Genomic DNA, 16,771 nt, shown 5'->3' on the forward strand with positions numbered 1-16,771 from the left:
TACCTTCGAAGCAGTACCATACGGCTACTTCTTGCACTATGCCCATCGACCTCACCAGTTTCCTGCAACACACGCCCGAAAGCGAAAAGACTACCCTCTACGTGCACGTAGACGAGGAAACAATAGAGACATACGATGCGCTGCTCGTTGCCCAAACCCGGTACCGAAAGCTCTTCATCACGCTAGAGCCGAAGCGCCGCTACCTGGTACACACACAACCAGCCGATTCGGAAGACCTGGAAATTGACTTTTTGCAGGAATATGAAGAGGTAGAAGCGCTGATGGAAGATGCCGGGCTGGATGGCATCCACGATGGGGAACAGGGTATTCTCTATCACAATTTGCTCTTCCTGTTGATGAACCCCTAAAGATTCGCGGCTACCCTACTTACGCCCGCGGTAATCGGCTATTAACCCATCACAAATCCAATTAGCCAGCGCCTGTCGGTTGTCGTCGACTAGGAAGCGGCGCTGGTCTTTGGCGTTGCGGATGTTGCCTAGCTCCATGAAAACGGCCGGAGCATGACTGGTGCGTACTTCGTATAGCGTGCTGCGGGTAGAAACATTGCCGGAGTAGGTGGCCCGATTGGGTTGGGCACGTTTGTAGCGGGCCGTGAACACTTTATGAATGTTCTTGGCGAGGCTCAGGCCTGCCTTGCTGTTGGCGTGGTGGTAGAAAAATACGTCGATGTTCTGGCCGGCGCTGCGGCTATCCACGTGCAGGCACAGTAGGCGTTGGTAGGCGCCCTTGTGGCGGGCGTGGAGCTTGTTTACCTGCGTAATACGTTGGCGCAGGCGAGCCAACTGATTCAGCGGAATCACTTGATTGGGGTAGGTCACCTCGTCGTTATCCATTTTCAGCACGCTTTCGTCGCGGATGCCGTCGTTGGGGTCCTGCACCATCATGTACACGGTAGCGTCGTGAGCCATCAGCACGCGGGCCAGGCGCAGGGTGATGTCGTAGGCGTATTCGTCCTCCGCTAGTTTGTTTGTGCCGTACGTGCCGATGGCGCCAGGGTCGGGGCCGCCGTGGCCGGGCGAGAGGTAGTACACCGCCCCGCGCAGGAGGTGGTCGCGCACGGGCGCCGGACCGTATTTGGGGCCAAACAGGGTGCGTGGCGAAATAGTAGCGCGCCTGGTAGTAGACGCCGGGGCGGTGACAGTCCGGGCCCTGCTGTCTGCCTTAGCGGGGGTAGCCGTCTTGCGGGGTAGAAGGTAGGTGCGGCCCACGATCAGGCCGTTGCGGCTCGTCAGATTCTTTTTGTTCAGCTCCCGAAACTGCCGGCCGTGTTGGCTCGGCGTGAGGCCGTGGCGGTAGAGCAGCGTGTGCACCCCGTCGCCGGGTTTGGCTACTACACGGCGATAAGTGCTTTGGCAAAAAGCACTTATGGCAACAAAAAAGGACAGGAGAAGAAAGGTAACTGTGCGCAAAAGAAAAAAAAGAGTTGGAGACGATGCAGGTGAAAGGGAAAATCCGCAAAAACCGGGCAGATGTAGTCAGAATAACTGATTTAGGATATATTGGTTGTCTGCCACAAAAAAGGCCCGCGGATAACCGCGGGCCTTCTGGCTGAAAACACCCTACTAACTTAACACCTTTTAAGCCTCAACGGAAAGATTGGTGGCCGCGGCCAAGTGCTGCCACTGCTGCATTTGCTGTTGCACCATGGCTATTTTTTGGTCGGCCAACTGGTAGGCATCTTCCCCCAGAAAAACGTGTACGGGCTGCTGTGGGGCTTCGCTCAGCGCGCGCAGTACGGCGGCGGCTTTCTCCGGGTCGCCGGGCTGGTTGCCGTTGATGTCCTGCTCGTGCTGCTGCTGGGAGTCGCGCACTGCTTGGTAGGCGGCCAACGGCTGCCGGGGCGTGCCCAATGAGCCAGAGGTCAGAAAATCGGTGCGGAAATAGCCGGGGTATACCACGCTGGCCTGCACCCCAAATTCCTGCATCTCGGCCGCATAGGACTCGGTGAGGCCCGCTACAGCAAACTTGGTGGCGCAATAGATGCCCCAGCCAGGAAAATTGCCTGCAAAGCCGCCGACGGAGGAGATATTGAATACGCGGCCTGAGCCCTGCTGGCGGAGGTGCGGGGTGGCGTGCCGCAGCACGTGCAGCAGCCCAAATACGTTCACATCGAAATTGCGGTGGGCCTCTTCGTCCGAGAGTTCTTCCAGCGCGCCTACTTGGCCGTAGCCAGCATTATTGACCACCACATCCAGGCGGCCAAACGTCTTAACGGTCTGCTCAATGGCCTCGCGCACACTGTCCTCGTTGCTGAGGTCCATGTGCAGAGGTAGGAATCGCCCTTCGCTAGGCGGCACGTTCTGTTGGAGTTCGTTCAGGTTGCGGGAGGTAGCTGCCACCGCATAGCCGCGGGCCAGCAGGTGTTGTACTAAGGTCAGGCCCAGGCCCTTCGAGGCGCCGGTCACAAACCAGATGTTGTGTTGAGGAGTCATGTGCTGGAAGTGTTTCGTTATAAGATAATGCGTCACTGAGGGCCAGACTTCCGAATAGATAAAGCATACAAGCGGTAGGTGAGAAGGTGAGAAAGGGTAGGGCCGGTTGGCTACACCTACAAAGACGCACCACGCGGCCGTTTACTGTATCGGAAGCCGAAAAATCACGTTTTCTTAACCTGGCCCCAGTTATTGAGCGAAGTCAGTGGAAACCGTGAGGGGTTTCCAGGTTTCGGTTTCCTGCAAGCGGGCGTGCAACTGCTGGGTGGCGCGCCGGTAGGCGTCCTGGCCTAGTAGCAGGTGCACGGGCGGGGTAGGCTCGGCGGCCAACTGCTCGATGGCCACTGCCGCTTTGGCCGGGTCGCCAGCCTGTACGCCATTCAGGGCCAGGTAGCGGGCGTGCGTGTCGCGCACGGTTTGATATTCTGCAAGGGGCTGCGCGGCAAAAACTAGCGACTCGGGCGTGAGAAAATTGGTGCGAAAACCACCGGGCTCAACAGTTGTTACCCGAATCCCAAACGGGGCTACATCCTGGGCCAACCCTTCCGACAGAGCACTCACTGCGGCCTTAGTAGCCGAGTATACAGACCAGCCGGTAGCGCCCGCCAGCGCCGCAATAGATGAAATGTTGATGATATGTCCGGCGCGTGCAGCGCGCATGTGCGGCAGCGCGTGCCGAATGACGTTCAGCAGCCCGAACACATTCACATCAAACGACTGGCGGGTTTCGGCGTCGGTGAGTTCTTCCACGCTGCCCCCAATCCCGTAGCCAGCATTATTTACCAACACATCCAAACGGCCAAAGGTGTTGATGGTCTGCTCAATGGCTTGTTGCACGCTAGCCTCGTTGCCGAGGTTCATGTGCAGGGGTAGGAAGGTGTTCGAAGCGTTGCCGAGAACTTGAATAAGGTTGTCGGGGTGGCGCGAGGTAGCCGCTACGCGGTGGCCCGCTTGCAGCAGGTGTTGCACCAGCGCCAGCCCAAGGCCCTGCGAGGCGCCCGTAACAAACCAGGTTTTAGAGTTGCTCATAGTTGCGTGTATGGTACACTGCAAAAGTAGAGCAGGGTAGGGGCTACCCGCTTGCCTGGTTCAAACCAATGCTTGCGAAAATCAAACAACGCGCACAGCGGTAGGCGTGGTGCCAGCCCGTTTGCGAAAGAAGTTGTTGAAGTGTGCCGGTTCCTCGAAGCCCAGGCAATAGCTGATTTCGGCCACGTTCCAGACCGTGTGCCGAAGCAGGGCGTGGGCTTCTTGCAAGAGGCGGTCGGCAATGAGCTGGGTAGTGGTTTTGCCGGTTACTTCCTTCAGGGCGCGGTTGAGGTGGTTGACGTGCACCGCCAGCTGTCCGGCAAAGGCGTGGGCGTTGCGCAGGCGCATCTGCTGGCCCGGCGTTTCGATGGGAAACTGGCGCTCTAGCAGCTCCGTGAACAGCGAAGCAATGCGCGTGGCCGCGTTGCTCTCCTTATAGAGAGTAGTGGCGGGCTGAAGCTTGAGCGCACTGTGCACCAGCTCAAACACGTAGTTGCGCAGCAGGTCGTATTTGAAGGCGTAATCAGAATCCAACTCCGCTGCCATCTTCTTGAATAACTGCGTGATGGCGGGTAGCTGCTCATCGGTGAGCGAGTATAACGGCTGCCCACCGGGCTTGAACATGGGCAGCTCCAACGCGCCTGCTACCAGGTAGCGTTGCAAAAAAGCCTCGGTGAAAATGCAGAAGAAGCCCGACTGTTGGTCGTCTAGCGGCTCCCAATCGTAGGGCACCAGGGGGTTGGCAAACAGCAGCGCGTTGCCCCTGATTTCGATGGTTTTGTCGGCAAAGTGGTAGTTGCTGCGGCCCGTGACGAGCGTAATCTTATAGAAATCCTTGCGACTGTAAGGCAAGTGGCAAGCGTTTGGCCCCACGAAATCATCGAGCCGAAACACGTTGAAATGGCCGATGTCCTGCTTCAGGTTGTCGGGCAGCCAGTGTATTTTCTGCTGATAAAAGTCTTCGAGGCTCAGGGGCTTTTGCATAGACAAACCTACGTAAATCAAACAGAGAAGTATGCAGCATATAGGCTTTGTAGGCACAGCTCAGCTATAACGTAGCACCGGGTAGCGCGTAGGGTAGAGAAATACGCACCCCCCTATCTCATGAAAGCAAACCGCCTCTACCTTAGCTGCGCTCTGTTGCCGAACCTGCTCCTAGCCGCCTGCGGCGACCAGAACACCCGCTCGCCGGTGCAGGCGCCCGGCGCCGAAAAATCGACCAAAACCGAGGTGTTGGAAGCTGGCGCCGACGTATTGCAGGGCAAGGAGCCGCTGCGTAACATGAACATCTACCTCGATGGCTTTCACTTTTATAGTGGTGATATGCAGGGACAGATGGAGGCGCATCATTTCTGCACCAAACTGAATGAGGACGTTATCCAAGCGGTGATTTTTGATGGGAATACCGCCGATGCCAAGATCATGGGCGTGGAATACATTATATCGCGGCGCTTGTTTGAAAAGCTGCCCGTTGAGGAGAAGAATCTCTGGCACAGCCACCGATACGAGGTGAAATCGGGCACACTGGTGGCGCCGGGTATCCCCGATGTAGCCGAGCACGAGCTGATGGAGCAGGTGGTGAGCACCTACGGCAAAACCATTCATACCTGGCACACCGACCGCGACAAGGAACTGCCCTACGGCGGCCCGCAACTCATGATGGGTTTCACCCAAGACGGACAGATTGATACGGCTATGGTAGGCCAGCGCGACCGGCGCATGAAAATTTCGACGGCCGAAAAGCGCCGCCAGCGGGCCGACATTGCCGCGCCCGACGTGCTACCCGGCGCCGATGCCTGGGAAAAAGGCGAGGTACGGCAGTTCGAGGTGACGCAGCGGGCGAGTGCGGCGCATCAACATTAAGCGGCTGTTGCAGGTTGGGTGAGTGGTAGCTGCTCCGTTGTACGCCATTCATCCACTTGCCTGCTATGCCGACACTCATTCCGAAGAAAATCCTGGCCCGCCAGCACGAAATAACTGCCGATTTCACCCGCCTTGTGCACGCCCACGTCGATGATCTGGCGGCGGGTAGGGCCACGGAGGCGCTGGAAATCCGCGATTTTGCCGGGCAGCTGTGCATTCACCCTACCCACCTCAGCAACACGCTGAAGCACACCACTGGCGAGGCGCCTTGTGCCATCTACGAGCGCAAGCTGGTAGCAGTGTCCAAAGAATTGCTGGCCGATGCGGGCCGGTCGGTGGCCGACGTGGCCGCCCAGCTCACCTACGACCCGTCCAACTTCACCAAGTTTTTCAAGCGCTTTGTGGGGTGCACGCCCCGGCAGTACCGCGAGGAGCTGTGGGCCAGGGAGCGGGTAGAAGATGCGGAAACGGTCACCAGTTAATCTGAACTACTCACCAGAGCGGAGCGCCCAGCTACCCGGACATTTGTAGGGTTCTTCACCTAACACATTACTTTCCCATGAGCACCACCAAAATAGCCCTCGTAACGGGCGGTAGCCGCGGCCTCGGCAAAAACATGGCCCTCAATCTGGCCCAAAAAGGCCTGGACGTACTCCTGACCTACCACAGCAAACGCGAAGAAGCCGAAGCCGTGGTAGCTGAAATCAAAGGCCAGGGCCGCAAAGCCACCGCCCTGCAACTCGACGCTTCCAACGTGAGCAGCTTCGACAGCTTTTTCGAGCAGGTGACAGCTACGCTGAGTAGCACCTTCGGAACCGAGCGGTTCGATTTTCTGATCAACAACGCCGGCACGGGCCTCTACCAGCCCTACCCGGAGGTGACGGAAGAGCAGTTTGATGACATGCTGAATATTCACTTCAAAGGCCCGTTCTTCCTCACGCAGAAGGCATTGGCGCTGATGAACGATGGCGGCGGCATCATCAACATTTCCTCGGGTCTGACGCGCATTATCTACCCCAACTCTGCCACCTACGCCAGCATGAAGGCGGCCACGGAAACGCTCACCAAGTATCAGGCAAAGGAACTCGCCAGTCGCCGCATCCGCGCCAACGTGGTGGCGCCCGGCGCCATTGAAACCGACTTCGGCGGCGGCCGCACCCGCGATAACAAGGAGATAAACGCGCACATTGCCAGCCTCACGGCCATGGGTAGGGTAGGCCTACCCACCGATATCGGGCCAGTCGTTGCCTTCCTCTGCACCGACGAAGCCGCCTGGATTGATGCCCAGCGCATTGAGGTAACCGGCGGGCAGGGTATCTAGAATCACGGATTTATGCGGATTCGTCGGATTAATCGGATTTTGTGGACGATTAATTAGCCGAACGATTCAGGCTGATTGAATAGCGAAAGGCGTTGCTGGGCTTGCTCAGCGGCGCCTTTTTTGATTATCGTATACACGGTCTAACTGATTGGCTACAATTTATTTAGAACTGCATGCAACCTTCTCCAATTGGGTAGGGCTCTAGAAAATAGCTACTTCACTATACTTGCCATTAGATGCACAAACTCTACGCTTGCCTGCTTGGTAGCGCGCTGCTGCTGGGCCTGACTGCCTGCCCGCTGGTACAACCGGTTGATCAAGTTCCGTTGCCCAAGTATAAGCCACTGCTGATGCCTCGCATCCAGTTGGAGCAGGCTGTGGCTGTGCTGCCGCCGCAAAACATGCACAACACCGGCAAAATCTACCTCCGCGACCCATACATTCTCATCAACGAACGGTACGAGGGCGTGCACATTATCAATAACCAGGACCCAGCCAACCCGCGGCCGGTGGCGTTCCTGCGGATTCCGGGCAACGTGGATGTGGCCATGAAGGGCAACATGCTCTACGCCGATAGTGGCCCCGACTTGCTCACGTTCGATATGTCCAACATGCAGGCGGCCCGGCTGGTAAACCGCGTGAAAGACGCCGTACCGGAGCTGCCCATGCCCGAAACCGGGGATGTTCCTGCCGAATATCAGCTCCAAAACCGCCCTGCCGATGCCGTGGTAATTGGCTGGCAGAAACTATAGTCGCTTCTATATCCATTTCGACTTATGCGTTTATTCTCTACTCTTCTCACTCGTTCGTTCGTCGCGCTGCTGGCTTTAAGCCTTGGCGCGTGCAATGCCAACAACGACATGAGCCCCGCCAGCGCCGACCTGGCCGCTGGCGACGGAAAAGGCGGTTCCCTGGCGCGTTTTACGGTGCTCAACAATACGCTGTACGTGGTTGATAACCATAGCCTGCGCCTGTTCGACCTGACTACGCCCACTGCTCCGGCTCGTGGGCAGGTAGTGCCCCTGAATATGGGGATTGAAACGATTTATCCGCGTGCGCCCTACCTGTTTCTGGGCACCCAGCAAGGCATGTATATTTTTGATGCTTCTGCGCCCGCGCAGCCCAAACAAGTGGCTTTCTACGAGCACGTGATGAGCTGCGACCCGGTGGTGGTAGACGAGCGGTTTGCCTACGTAACCCTGCGCGATGGACGCTCTTGTGGCGGTGGCCCCAACCAGCTACAGGTCATCGACCTCACCAATCTCAGTCAGCCGCGCTTGGCCCGCACCTACCCCATGCAGCACCCCCTGGGGCTGGGGGTAGACAGCATGCTGCTGTTTGTATGCGACAAAGACCAACTAAAAATCTTCGACACCCAAAACACGCCGGAACTCCAGGCCTTGCAAACGTTCGATGTAAACGTGTCGGATGTTATTCCGAACCGGGGGCAGCTATTGGCTATCGGGCCCGGCGGACTCTACCAGTACCGCTACCGCAATGGTGCGCTCACGCCGCTCAGCAAACTCTCCATCACGCCGACTAACTGATGCGCCCCGGTATGTTCACGCGCTGGCTTACGGGGTGGGGCGTGGTGTGCAGTAGTTTGACAGCAGCGGCTCAGACTCCGGTGCCGCCGGTCAGGACGTATAGCGTGAAGGTTGATCTGGTGCCCCTGATGGCGAGCGGCTACCATGTCAGCGCAGAAAAGCTATGGGGGCCGGCGTATCGGCACGCACTGGTGCTAACGCCCCAGTTCTACCGTGGCAAGGTGCAAAACATCACCTCCGACGTGACCGATGGGCGCAACGTGGTGCGGGGCTATGGCCTGGCCGTGCAGCACCGCATCTACCTAAGCGAGCGGACGACGCCACAAGAAGGGTTTTATGTTGGGTATGGCCCTCACTACCAACACTTCGAACTGGAGTTTCGGGCGTCGAGTTGGCAGCCGGAGGTAGCTGATAATAGCTTGACCTACTATGAATATCGCGCCCGCAATCAGAAGGAAACCATAAACCGGTACGGCGCCACAGCTGTGCTGGGCGGCCAGCTTTTCTTACCCGACTTACCAATATTCCTGGACGTGTACATGGGTTTCGGCCTGCGCAAAGCCCACGCACGCGCCACCCTACCCGGCAGCCATTACAACAGGGGCATGAGCGACTACGGCACCAGTGGCTACTACTTACCTGTTGGGTTTCGGGTAGGCGTGGCCTGGTAGCAAGTAGTCTAGCTTATACAACCGCATACAGCGTGGGTAGGGGCCGGAAAGGCGCCTTCGCCAGTACGATACGCTTACTTATGCTTGAGTGGTTGATGGATTGTATTGGTTGCCTGAACTAGCCTAAACAAGAAAGGCTTGCCAGTGGCAAGCCTTTCTTGTTTGAACGACAATCGTCCACGAAATCCGATTAATCCGAAAAAATCCGTGATTAGGGGCGAATCAGAGGACGAGCAGGATTCCAGATGCCCCACGGAATCATAATCAGCACCAGCACCAGCGAGATAGTGAACCAGATGAACGCAGTTTTGTGCTTGAGCACGGCGTCGCTGATTTTCTTGGACTTGCTACGGCCGATTTGCGCAGCGGCCCAGGCCAAAATCATAGCCGTGATGTGCTCTACCCCCCAAAAGCGGGCTTGCGGGTCTTTCATAGCCGCACCGCCCATCGCCTTCATCATCGACAGTCCCACAGGGCTCAAGAAGAAATACAGCAGAATGCCCAGCAGCAATTGCAAGTGCATGGAGCCCACAAAGGCGGCAGCCATACCATTGTCGGCGCCAACGTAGGGCTTGCGGCCCTGCCAGCCACTAAATGCGCGGAAGATGGCAATAAGGCCAAAGATGAGGACGAGCCAGCGCGTCCAGTTGTGCAGTAGCAGTACGATGGAGTAGAATGTCATCAGGTAGTAGGGAGTGGTTGGGGTGCAAAGGTCGGGCGCGGGGCGCGAAATGCCGCGCCCTACCCCAGAAATTTACAGGCTCGGCACGGGAACCTCCAGCACAGGCGCAGCTTCATCGAGCTTATGCCCTGCAAACTTGAATACGTTTTCGCGCACAAATAGCTCGCCCTCCTGCCGCAGAATGGCTAGGTTATTTATGCTGATTTTCAGGTTGAAGGTTTGCTCGTTCAGGTATTGCAGCACGGGGCCCAGCAACTCGGGGGTGGTGTCGTGCAGGGCTAGGGAAATGTGCGGCAGCCAGCAGTCGGGGGCGCTGAATTTATCGGTGTGGAGGCACAGCGGCGCCGTGGCCCGCAGAATGCGCTGGTGCAAGGCATTCAACTCATCGGAGCGGAGCACCGGAATGTAAATCACTGGGTTTGGTCCTGGAAATACGCCCAGGCCGGTGGTGAAGGCCGGAAATGAATGCGTAGTATGGGCTACCTCCTGCAACACCTCTTTCAGGACCGACAACTGGCGTACCCCGGCAAGCTGGTAAGTGATATGGGGGTCGGGGGTAGCCTGCACATCATCAAGACCAAACTTTTCTTCTAAGCTTTTGATAATCTTGTTGATATGTGCCGCGTATTTGGGGCTGAGCAGCGAAGTAATAGCAAGCATGCACGAATGAATAGAAGGCGAAAAGGGTAGGATGCGACCAGCAAGATAGGGCCAGCAGCGCAACCAGGCAATTGTTCTGACAGTACGTAAGCGCGGCAGAAGCAGCTAAAAAACAAAGAGCGCGATAACCGTTACGATTCAGTTGTACGTTACAAAGGCATTCTTTCTTTTTTATTATTCCGTGTCGTCAGCTTCTCCCGCTCCGGTTGTTACTCCCCCTGCGCCGCCTACCTGGCGGTGGTGGTACTGGGTGGTGTTAGGCCTGGTAGCGCTGGTAGGTGCAGCGTTATTGGCTCTTGACCCCTGGCTGCGCCAGTACCTGGAAAATCAGGTAGCTGAAGGTACACACGGTCGCTACCAGCTACACATTGCACAACTGCAAACCAGCTTGTGGCACCAAAGCGTGTATGTGCGCGGGGTGCAGCTGCGTACGGTAGGCCCTGCTACCAACGATACAGCCGCGCTGCCACCCGTGCAGCTCACCCTAGGCCACGCCCGCCTGACGGGGGTAGGCCTATGGCAGTTGGTGCAACGTGGCACGGTGCCTATCGACAGCTTGGTGCTTGATTCCCTGCATATTCGCTTGCTGGGAAGGTTGCCCGCAGCCAAGAAGTCGCAGCCCCTTTACCAGCGCCTACCCCTGCACCTGGAAGGGATACGACTGGGTTACTTGTCGCTTCGCCACGTACAGACCGCCTACCAGCCTGCGCCGCAAACGGGTGTAGCCTGGAAGCAGGCAGACCTCTCGGCGCGCGATATCCTGCTTAGCGCTGCTGGGGCCGCCGACTCGCAGCGGGTAGGCTACGCAGCAGCCGTAACCGCACACGTACGGCACTTGGTTGCCTCGGCTGCGCAGCACCGCCTGGCACTGCGTAGCGTGCGGTTCGCGTCCGAGCCGGGTACGCTGGTGTTCGATTCGGTGGTGGTGCGGCCGCAGCAGCCGCTGAGCGAGGTGCGCAGCCGCAATGCCCGCGTCTCTCTGCACCTGCCGCGGGTTTTACTCACGGGTTTGCACACGGCTGCCCTAATGCGTCACCAGTTTCGGGCCGATACGCTGCTGCTGTTGGCCTGCGACCTGGATATGACGGCTCCGCGGGTGTCGCCGCCACCCATCCACCAACTGCTGGCGCCGTGGCTTGATCGGGTGCAGCTAGAGCATCTGTTGCTAGCCAATGCCTCGGCGCGCATTCGTGGGGTGGAGGAGCAGCCCCGGTCGCAACACATTGCGGTGCAGGGTAGCCACCTGCGGGTCGATTCGGTGGGGGCGCAGGACCAGCAGCGGGTGCTGTACGCCCAGCAGTGGGACGTGCGCACCGGCGTGGTAATGGCCCGGCTCGACCCACCGTTCTACCAACTGGCCTGCCAAAGCGCACACTTAGCTACGCGTGGTGGATTGCTGGAAATCAATAATATACGCCTGCGGCCACTGGTATCGGTAGTGGAGCTTTCGCGGCGCAAGCACCACCAGGCGCCCCACGTAACGGTGCTCATTCCGCAGGTGCGGGCCACGGCTATTCAGTATGCGGCCCTCACGCATCAGCACTGCCTGATTATGCAAACGCTGACCATCCGGCAACCGCGCATCCAAACCCGCAGCGATGGTCGTTTTGCCCTAAATCCTGAGCACTCCGTAGCAACGCCCGAAGCCCTACGCCACCTGGGGTTCACGCTGGACGTACGGCGCATCAATGTGCAAAATGGGACGCTCTACACCATCTACCGGGCGCCGCAAAATGCCAAACCAGGTCAGCTGACAATCAACCGCGTGTCGGGCACAATTGAGAATTTCTCCAACGACCCGCACCGAATGTCGGCGGCGCATCCGGCAGTAGTACACGCCACGGCGTGGCTGCAAAACCGCTGCCAGCTGCAAGCCACGCTCACGGCCAATCTACTCGACCCCAACGGGCAGCACACCATTACGGGCACTTTCAGCGAAGGACAGCTCTCTATGTTGAACCCGATGACGGTGCCTACCAAGCAGTTGTTGTTCCGCAGCGGACAAGTGAAGCATATCCGCTTCCGCATGCAGGCCAACCGCCAGCGGGTAACAGGCCCCATGTGGGCCAGCTACTCCGACCTCAAGCTGACCATGCTCAGCCAAAAAGGTGGTGCCGACCACAAAACGCTCGGCTCTCGCTTGAAAACAACCCTTGTCAACGGCCTATTTCTGCGCGATGATAACCCACGCAAGGGTAAGCTCCAGGTAGGCCGCATGACCTCCGCCCGCGACCTCCGCGTATCGGTGTTCACCTTATGGCGCCAGGGTATTGTCAGCGGTATGTTGAACAGCGCCGGCGTGCCCGCACCTCTCAGCAAAACGCTCAGCGAGCAGCAGGATAAACTGGTAGATAAGTAGTATATGCTCAGTGACTTGGGTTTACCAATCAACTCCAACAATAGAATAGCCTTTCCTACTAATGGGTAGTAGTCTTTGAGTCGAACAATGCTTACTATTATAGCAGCAAGAGTGCATTGCTACGTTCAGTCCCATTTTTAACTCCACAACCATTTTTCATCATGTCTGCATCTGCTCGCAACATCATTGCCTGGGTTCTGCAAGCCTTGTTAGCCCTGGCTTTCATTGCCTCCGGCGCCAGAAAGTTTATGGACCTGCCTGGTACGGTTGGCATGTTTGGTGGCCTGGGGTTACCGGGCGCGTTGGCGTATGTTGTTGCCGCTGCCGAAGTACTGGGGGGCATTGGCCTGCTGGTACCGCGCTTTGTCCGACCCGCCGCGTTGGGGTTGATTATCATCATGATCGGCGCCGTTGTTCTGCACGCCACTAAAATTCCTGGCGGTCTGGCAGGCGGCGTGCCAGCCATTGTATTGCTGCTTTTGCTACTGGTGGTATTGTGGCTGCGGCGGCCAGCAACTACCACAGTCTAAGTTGGTTGTTACTTTCGGCGGTCTGCCAGTAAATCTCTTTTACTAGCAGACCGCCGAAGGTAAAGCCGAAGCTGTGTTGTAAGACCAAGGGTAGGTTTTAAAAATCCACTTCCTGAATCGTGAATTCCGATACGGGCGGCTGTTGGTTTGCTTGCAGCGCGTTCAGGTGGGAGTAGAGCACGTACGTGTCGGAGCCGCGGCGGGCGAGGGTAGTAGGGTACACGGCCGGCGTGGTGAAGGTGCCAGTAGAGGTAGTGGAAGTCCAATTATCGGAGGAGGTGAGGCGGTACACGGTGCTTTGGGCATTGGCTACAGCCTGCAAAGTGGTGTTATCGTAGAGCAGCAAGCCATCGGCACCCTTTAGGTTCACGCTGGTTGTCACTTTCGTGAAGGACGCCGGATTATTCAGCGGCACTTTAAACAGCGCGCCTTCATCCGATTTTGCTACCAGCAAATAACCATCCGGATGATACACAATGCCGTTGAGGCCGAACGAGCCGGCAGGCGCGCCCAACTGGGTGTTTTCGAGAAACACGGAAGGCGTGCCCTGCGCATCGATTTTATAGATAATGGGAGCAAAGCTGTCCGTCACGTAGGCGTTGCCCTGGCCGTCTACGGCAATGTCGTTGGCGAAGTGGCCGGCGGCGTTGGGGCGCAGGGCGCCCAGGTTCACGTAGGCAATGCGCTGGCCGTTATCGCGGTTGAAAATGGCCACGGCGGCCAATTTGCGCTTGGTAGCGTCGGTGGTGCGGGCCGTGTTGTAGCCAGGGTCAGACACGGCTACTAATACGCGGTTGCGGGCATCGTCTACGCGCATACCAATGGTAGAAACTAATTGGGCATCCTCGGCAAAAACGCTGTAGGTGCCGTCATCCTTCACCTGACCTATCGTGCCGCGGGTTTGGGAGCCGACCAGAAAGCGGTTGTTGGCGGCGTCGTACTGCACGCCCTCGGGGTAAAGCGCCGATTGCGTGAAGGTGATAGTGTCGGGCGCATCGGGGTCCGAGTCGGAATCATCGTTGCAGCTGGTAGCTAGCAAGCCCAACAGCGCCAACGGAAACACGTGCAGCGCGGGGCGCCGGAAGGTAGCAAAAGCAGACATGGAAAGTAGTGGTAAGGTGAACAGTGTACCAAAGCACTACGGCGGCGCCACCAAGTAGGGTTATAGCGTGCGCACCTTTCGCCTGCGCACGCCGTTTGAAAGAAGGTTTTCCTACCCTGTCGATTTCCCTACCCCGCCATGCCTGCCGCCAGCAACCTCCCCGCCAAGCTCACCAAGGGCAACCTGCCCACCAAAATTTGCCTGACGTGCGGGCGCCCCTTCGAATACCGCAAGAAATGGCGCAACAGCTGGGACGAAGTGAAATACTGCGGCGAGAAATGCCAGCGCAACCGCCCCAAAACGACCTCGTTGCCAGCGTAGGAAAGCCCGGCTAGCCCCGTATCTTACGCAGAAAATTCAGCCGATGAACCGACGAGTATTTCTGCGCAACGGCGGCCTGACCGGGCTGGCCCTTTCCACCTTCTCCCTACCTGCCTGCGACCCTAAAGCGCCAGCTACGCAGACATCCACCACGCCACCTGATACCGCCCCTGACGCGTTTGAGCTGCACGAGACAACCCTGAGCGACTTGCAACAGCAGCTGCAAAGCGGCCAGCGCACCGCCCGCAGCCTAGTGGAGCTGTACCAACAGCGCATCAAGGCCATCGACCAAAGCGGCCCTACCCTGCGCAGCGTCATCGAGCTGAACCCCGACGCCCTGCGCATTGCCGACCAGCTGGATCAGGAGCGCAAAGCGGGCAAGGTGCGCGGGCCGCTACACGGCGTGCCAATACTCATCAAGGATAACATTGACACCGGCGACCAGATGCAAACCACCGCTGGCTCGCTGGCGCTGAGCGGGCATAAAGCCGCGCAGGATGCATTCATTGTGAAGAAGTTGCGCGAAGCCGGCGCGGTGCTGCTGGGCAAAACCAACCTGAGCGAGTGGGCCAACTTCCGCTCCTCACGCAGCACTAGCGGCTGGAGCAGCCGCGGTGGTCAGACCAAAAACCCGAACATGCTGGACCGCACGCCCAGCGGCTCGTCGTCGGGGTCAGGCGCGGCCGTGTCGGCCAATTTGTGCGCCATTGCCATTGGCACGGAGACGGATGGCTCTATCGTGTCGCCGTCGTCGTGCAGTGGGGTAGTGGGCATTAAGCCCACGGTAGGGCTGTGGAGCCGCACGGGTATCATCCCGATTTCGGCTACCCAGGACACGGCCGGCCCCATGGCCCGCACCGTACGCGACGCTGCCGTGCTGCTCGGCGCCCTCGCCGGCCCCGATGCCCAGGACGACGCTACCCAAGCCAGCGCCGGCAAGCTACACACCGACTACACCCAATTCCTTGATGTCAATGGCCTGAAAGGCAAGCGCATCGGGGTAGAAAAAGCCCACCTCACCGGCAACAACGACGCCGTGCCGCTCTTCCAGCAAGCAGTGGAATTGCTGAAAGCGCAGGGTGCCACAGTGGTGGAAATCGACCTGCTGAAAGAGGTTGAACCGCTCGGTGGCGCTGAGTTCGACGTGTTGCTTTACGAGTTCAAAGACGGCGTAAATAAGTATCTAGCCACGGCCAATGCCTCGGTGAAAACGCTGGCCGACGTTATTGCCTTCAACACCCAACACGCCGATAAGGCCATGCCGTTTTTCCAGCAGGAAATTCTGGAACAGGCCGAAAAAACCGATGGCCTCGCCAGCGCAAAGTACCAAGAGGCCCTACGCAAGTCGCACGAGGGTGCCCGCCGCGCCCTCGATGCGGCCCTACAAACCCACAAACTCGACGCCATTGTGGGCATCACCAACGCCCCCGCGCCCTGCATCGACCTCGTGAATGGCGACTACTGGCCTGGCCCCGGCTTTTCGTCGCCCGCTGCTATGGCTGGCTACCCTCACATCACGGTGCCGATGGGGCAGGCGCACGGGTTGCCGGTGGGCCTGTCGTTTGTGGCCGGGGCCTGGCAGGAGGCGGCGCTGTTGCCGCTGGCCTACGCCTACGAGCAAGCCGCCCGGCAACGCAAGGCTCCGCAGTTCCGTGGTCCGCTGGTAGGGTAGGAGACGAGGTGGTGGCAAGTTGGGTCGGTGTTTGCACGTATTTCGATATGCCTATGTTATATTTAGGTGAATACGTGGCTCTTACACTTACTTTTTGAGCCCGAACTGGTTCCTATTGGAACCCTTGTCTCATTTAAACCGACTCTTCGTCATGACATCTATAGCAATTCTTCCCGTTCAAGGTGCGCCGGCTACTCACCAAACACACGAGCTAAAAATCTGGCCTTCCTGCTTCTCGGCCGTGGAGGCCCGCACCAAGCCCTTCGACGTACGCCAAAATGACCGGAATTTTCAGGTAGGCGACGCGGTGCTACTGCGTGAGTTCGAGCCCGAAAGCGAGCAGTATACCGGCCGTGTCCTCACCCGCTGGATCAGCTACGTGCTGCACGGCGGCGCATTTGGGGTAGAGGCCGGCTGGTGCGTGCTGGGCTTTGCCGAGCATCCGCCGTTGCCGCCCGGCATCACCAATACCAGCTTGTGGTAGTATTTCCTTGCACCTTACAAAAAGAAACGGCCCTGGCGAATCGTCAGGGCCTTTCTTTTTGAGGTGTCCCCGAATGC

19 protein-coding genes are annotated in these 16,771 nt (G+C 58.2%); 12 read left to right on the forward strand and 7 right to left on the reverse strand.

Annotated features, from left to right (window positions below; all coding sequences use genetic code 11):
- Positions 1–38 precede the first annotated feature (38 nt).
- Entirely contained in the window at positions 39–368 is a 330-nt protein-coding gene (locus tag F1C16_RS04480; RefSeq protein WP_185283164.1) for a hypothetical protein, read from the forward strand.
- 15 nt (positions 369–383) lie between these two features.
- On the opposite strand, the gene F1C16_RS04485 is transcribed toward F1C16_RS04480, so the two are convergent.
- The 4 genes from F1C16_RS04485 to F1C16_RS04500 form a co-directional block, all read right to left on the reverse strand.
- The gene (locus tag F1C16_RS04485; protein ID WP_185283165.1) at positions 384–1,331 is read right to left on the reverse strand and encodes an N-acetylmuramoyl-L-alanine amidase; all 948 of its coding nucleotides are present in this window, start codon (positions 1,329–1,331) and stop codon (positions 384–386) included.
- Positions 1,332–1,598: 267 nt separating this feature from the next.
- Entirely contained in the window at positions 1,599–2,453 is an 855-nt protein-coding gene (locus tag F1C16_RS04490; protein WP_185283166.1) for an SDR family oxidoreductase, read from the reverse strand.
- Between the two features lie 189 nt (positions 2,454–2,642).
- Complete coding sequence (locus tag F1C16_RS04495) at positions 2,643–3,482, reverse strand: SDR family NAD(P)-dependent oxidoreductase (protein WP_185283167.1); 840 nt, start codon at positions 3,480–3,482, stop codon at positions 2,643–2,645.
- An 81-nt stretch (positions 3,483–3,563) separates the two neighbouring features.
- The gene (locus F1C16_RS04500) at positions 3,564–4,466 is read right to left on the reverse strand and encodes an AraC family transcriptional regulator (protein ID WP_185283168.1); all 903 of its coding nucleotides are present in this window, start codon (positions 4,464–4,466) and stop codon (positions 3,564–3,566) included.
- 120 nt (positions 4,467–4,586) lie between these two features.
- Here F1C16_RS04500 and F1C16_RS04505 point away from each other — a divergent pair, with 120 nt between their 5' ends.
- From F1C16_RS04505 to F1C16_RS04530, 6 genes are all read left to right on the forward strand, one after another.
- The gene (locus tag F1C16_RS04505) at positions 4,587–5,345 is read left to right on the forward strand and encodes an OBAP family protein (protein WP_185283169.1); all 759 of its coding nucleotides are present in this window, start codon (positions 4,587–4,589) and stop codon (positions 5,343–5,345) included.
- 65 nt (positions 5,346–5,410) lie between these two features.
- Entirely contained in the window at positions 5,411–5,827 is a 417-nt protein-coding gene (locus tag F1C16_RS04510) for an AraC family transcriptional regulator (RefSeq protein WP_185283170.1), read from the forward strand.
- A 77-nt stretch (positions 5,828–5,904) separates the two neighbouring features.
- The gene (locus F1C16_RS04515) at positions 5,905–6,666 is read left to right on the forward strand and encodes an SDR family NAD(P)-dependent oxidoreductase (protein WP_185283171.1); all 762 of its coding nucleotides are present in this window, start codon (positions 5,905–5,907) and stop codon (positions 6,664–6,666) included.
- A gap of 236 nt (positions 6,667–6,902) precedes the next feature.
- The gene (locus F1C16_RS04520; RefSeq protein ID WP_185283172.1) at positions 6,903–7,418 is read left to right on the forward strand and encodes a hypothetical protein; all 516 of its coding nucleotides are present in this window, start codon (positions 6,903–6,905) and stop codon (positions 7,416–7,418) included.
- A 24-nt stretch (positions 7,419–7,442) separates the two neighbouring features.
- Positions 7,443–8,213, forward strand: a complete 771-nt coding sequence (locus tag F1C16_RS04525; RefSeq protein ID WP_185283173.1) for a hypothetical protein — start codon at positions 7,443–7,445, stop codon at positions 8,211–8,213.
- Positions 8,213–8,884 (forward strand): hypothetical protein, encoded by a 672-nt coding sequence (locus F1C16_RS04530; protein ID WP_185283174.1) that lies wholly within the window; start codon positions 8,213–8,215, stop codon positions 8,882–8,884. Before F1C16_RS04525 ends, F1C16_RS04530 begins: the two co-directional genes overlap by 1 nt.
- Before the next feature lie 211 nt (positions 8,885–9,095).
- On the opposite strand, the gene F1C16_RS04535 is transcribed toward F1C16_RS04530, so the two are convergent.
- Positions 9,096–9,566, reverse strand: a complete 471-nt coding sequence (locus F1C16_RS04535; protein WP_185283176.1) for a hypothetical protein — start codon at positions 9,564–9,566, stop codon at positions 9,096–9,098.
- A 72-nt stretch (positions 9,567–9,638) separates the two neighbouring features.
- Positions 9,639–10,226 carry a 2'-5' RNA ligase family protein gene (locus F1C16_RS04540; RefSeq protein ID WP_185283177.1) on the reverse strand — a complete coding sequence of 196 codons (588 nt, stop codon included), beginning with the start codon at positions 10,224–10,226 and terminating at the stop codon, positions 9,639–9,641.
- Between the two features lie 181 nt (positions 10,227–10,407).
- Between F1C16_RS04540 and F1C16_RS04545 the strand changes: the two genes are divergently transcribed.
- Both F1C16_RS04545 and F1C16_RS04550 read left to right on the forward strand, forming a co-directional pair.
- Entirely contained in the window at positions 10,408–12,585 is a 2,178-nt protein-coding gene (locus F1C16_RS04545) for a hypothetical protein (RefSeq protein ID WP_185283178.1), read from the forward strand.
- A gap of 161 nt (positions 12,586–12,746) precedes the next feature.
- Positions 12,747–13,115, forward strand: a complete 369-nt coding sequence (locus tag F1C16_RS04550) for a DoxX family protein (protein ID WP_185283179.1) — start codon at positions 12,747–12,749, stop codon at positions 13,113–13,115.
- Positions 13,116–13,212: 97 nt separating this feature from the next.
- Here F1C16_RS04550 and F1C16_RS04555 read toward each other — a convergent pair whose 3' ends face one another.
- Positions 13,213–14,217 (reverse strand): gluconolaconase, encoded by a 1,005-nt coding sequence (locus tag F1C16_RS04555; protein WP_185283180.1) that lies wholly within the window; start codon positions 14,215–14,217, stop codon positions 13,213–13,215.
- Positions 14,218–14,355: 138 nt separating this feature from the next.
- Here F1C16_RS04555 and F1C16_RS04560 point away from each other — a divergent pair, with 138 nt between their 5' ends.
- From F1C16_RS04560 to F1C16_RS04570, 3 genes are all read left to right on the forward strand, one after another.
- Positions 14,356–14,538, forward strand: a complete 183-nt coding sequence (locus tag F1C16_RS04560) for a DUF2256 domain-containing protein (RefSeq protein WP_185283181.1) — start codon at positions 14,356–14,358, stop codon at positions 14,536–14,538.
- Positions 14,539–14,581: 43 nt separating this feature from the next.
- Complete coding sequence (locus F1C16_RS04565) at positions 14,582–16,210, forward strand: amidase (RefSeq protein ID WP_185283182.1); 1,629 nt, start codon at positions 14,582–14,584, stop codon at positions 16,208–16,210.
- A gap of 151 nt (positions 16,211–16,361) precedes the next feature.
- The gene (locus F1C16_RS04570; protein WP_185283183.1) at positions 16,362–16,694 is read left to right on the forward strand and encodes an ASCH/PUA domain-containing protein; all 333 of its coding nucleotides are present in this window, start codon (positions 16,362–16,364) and stop codon (positions 16,692–16,694) included.
- The last annotated feature ends 77 nt before the right edge of the window (positions 16,695–16,771 follow it).

This window comes from Hymenobacter sp. NBH84, from assembly GCF_014217645.1.
GTDB classification, from domain to species: domain Bacteria; phylum Bacteroidota; class Bacteroidia; order Cytophagales; family Hymenobacteraceae; genus Hymenobacter; species Hymenobacter profundi.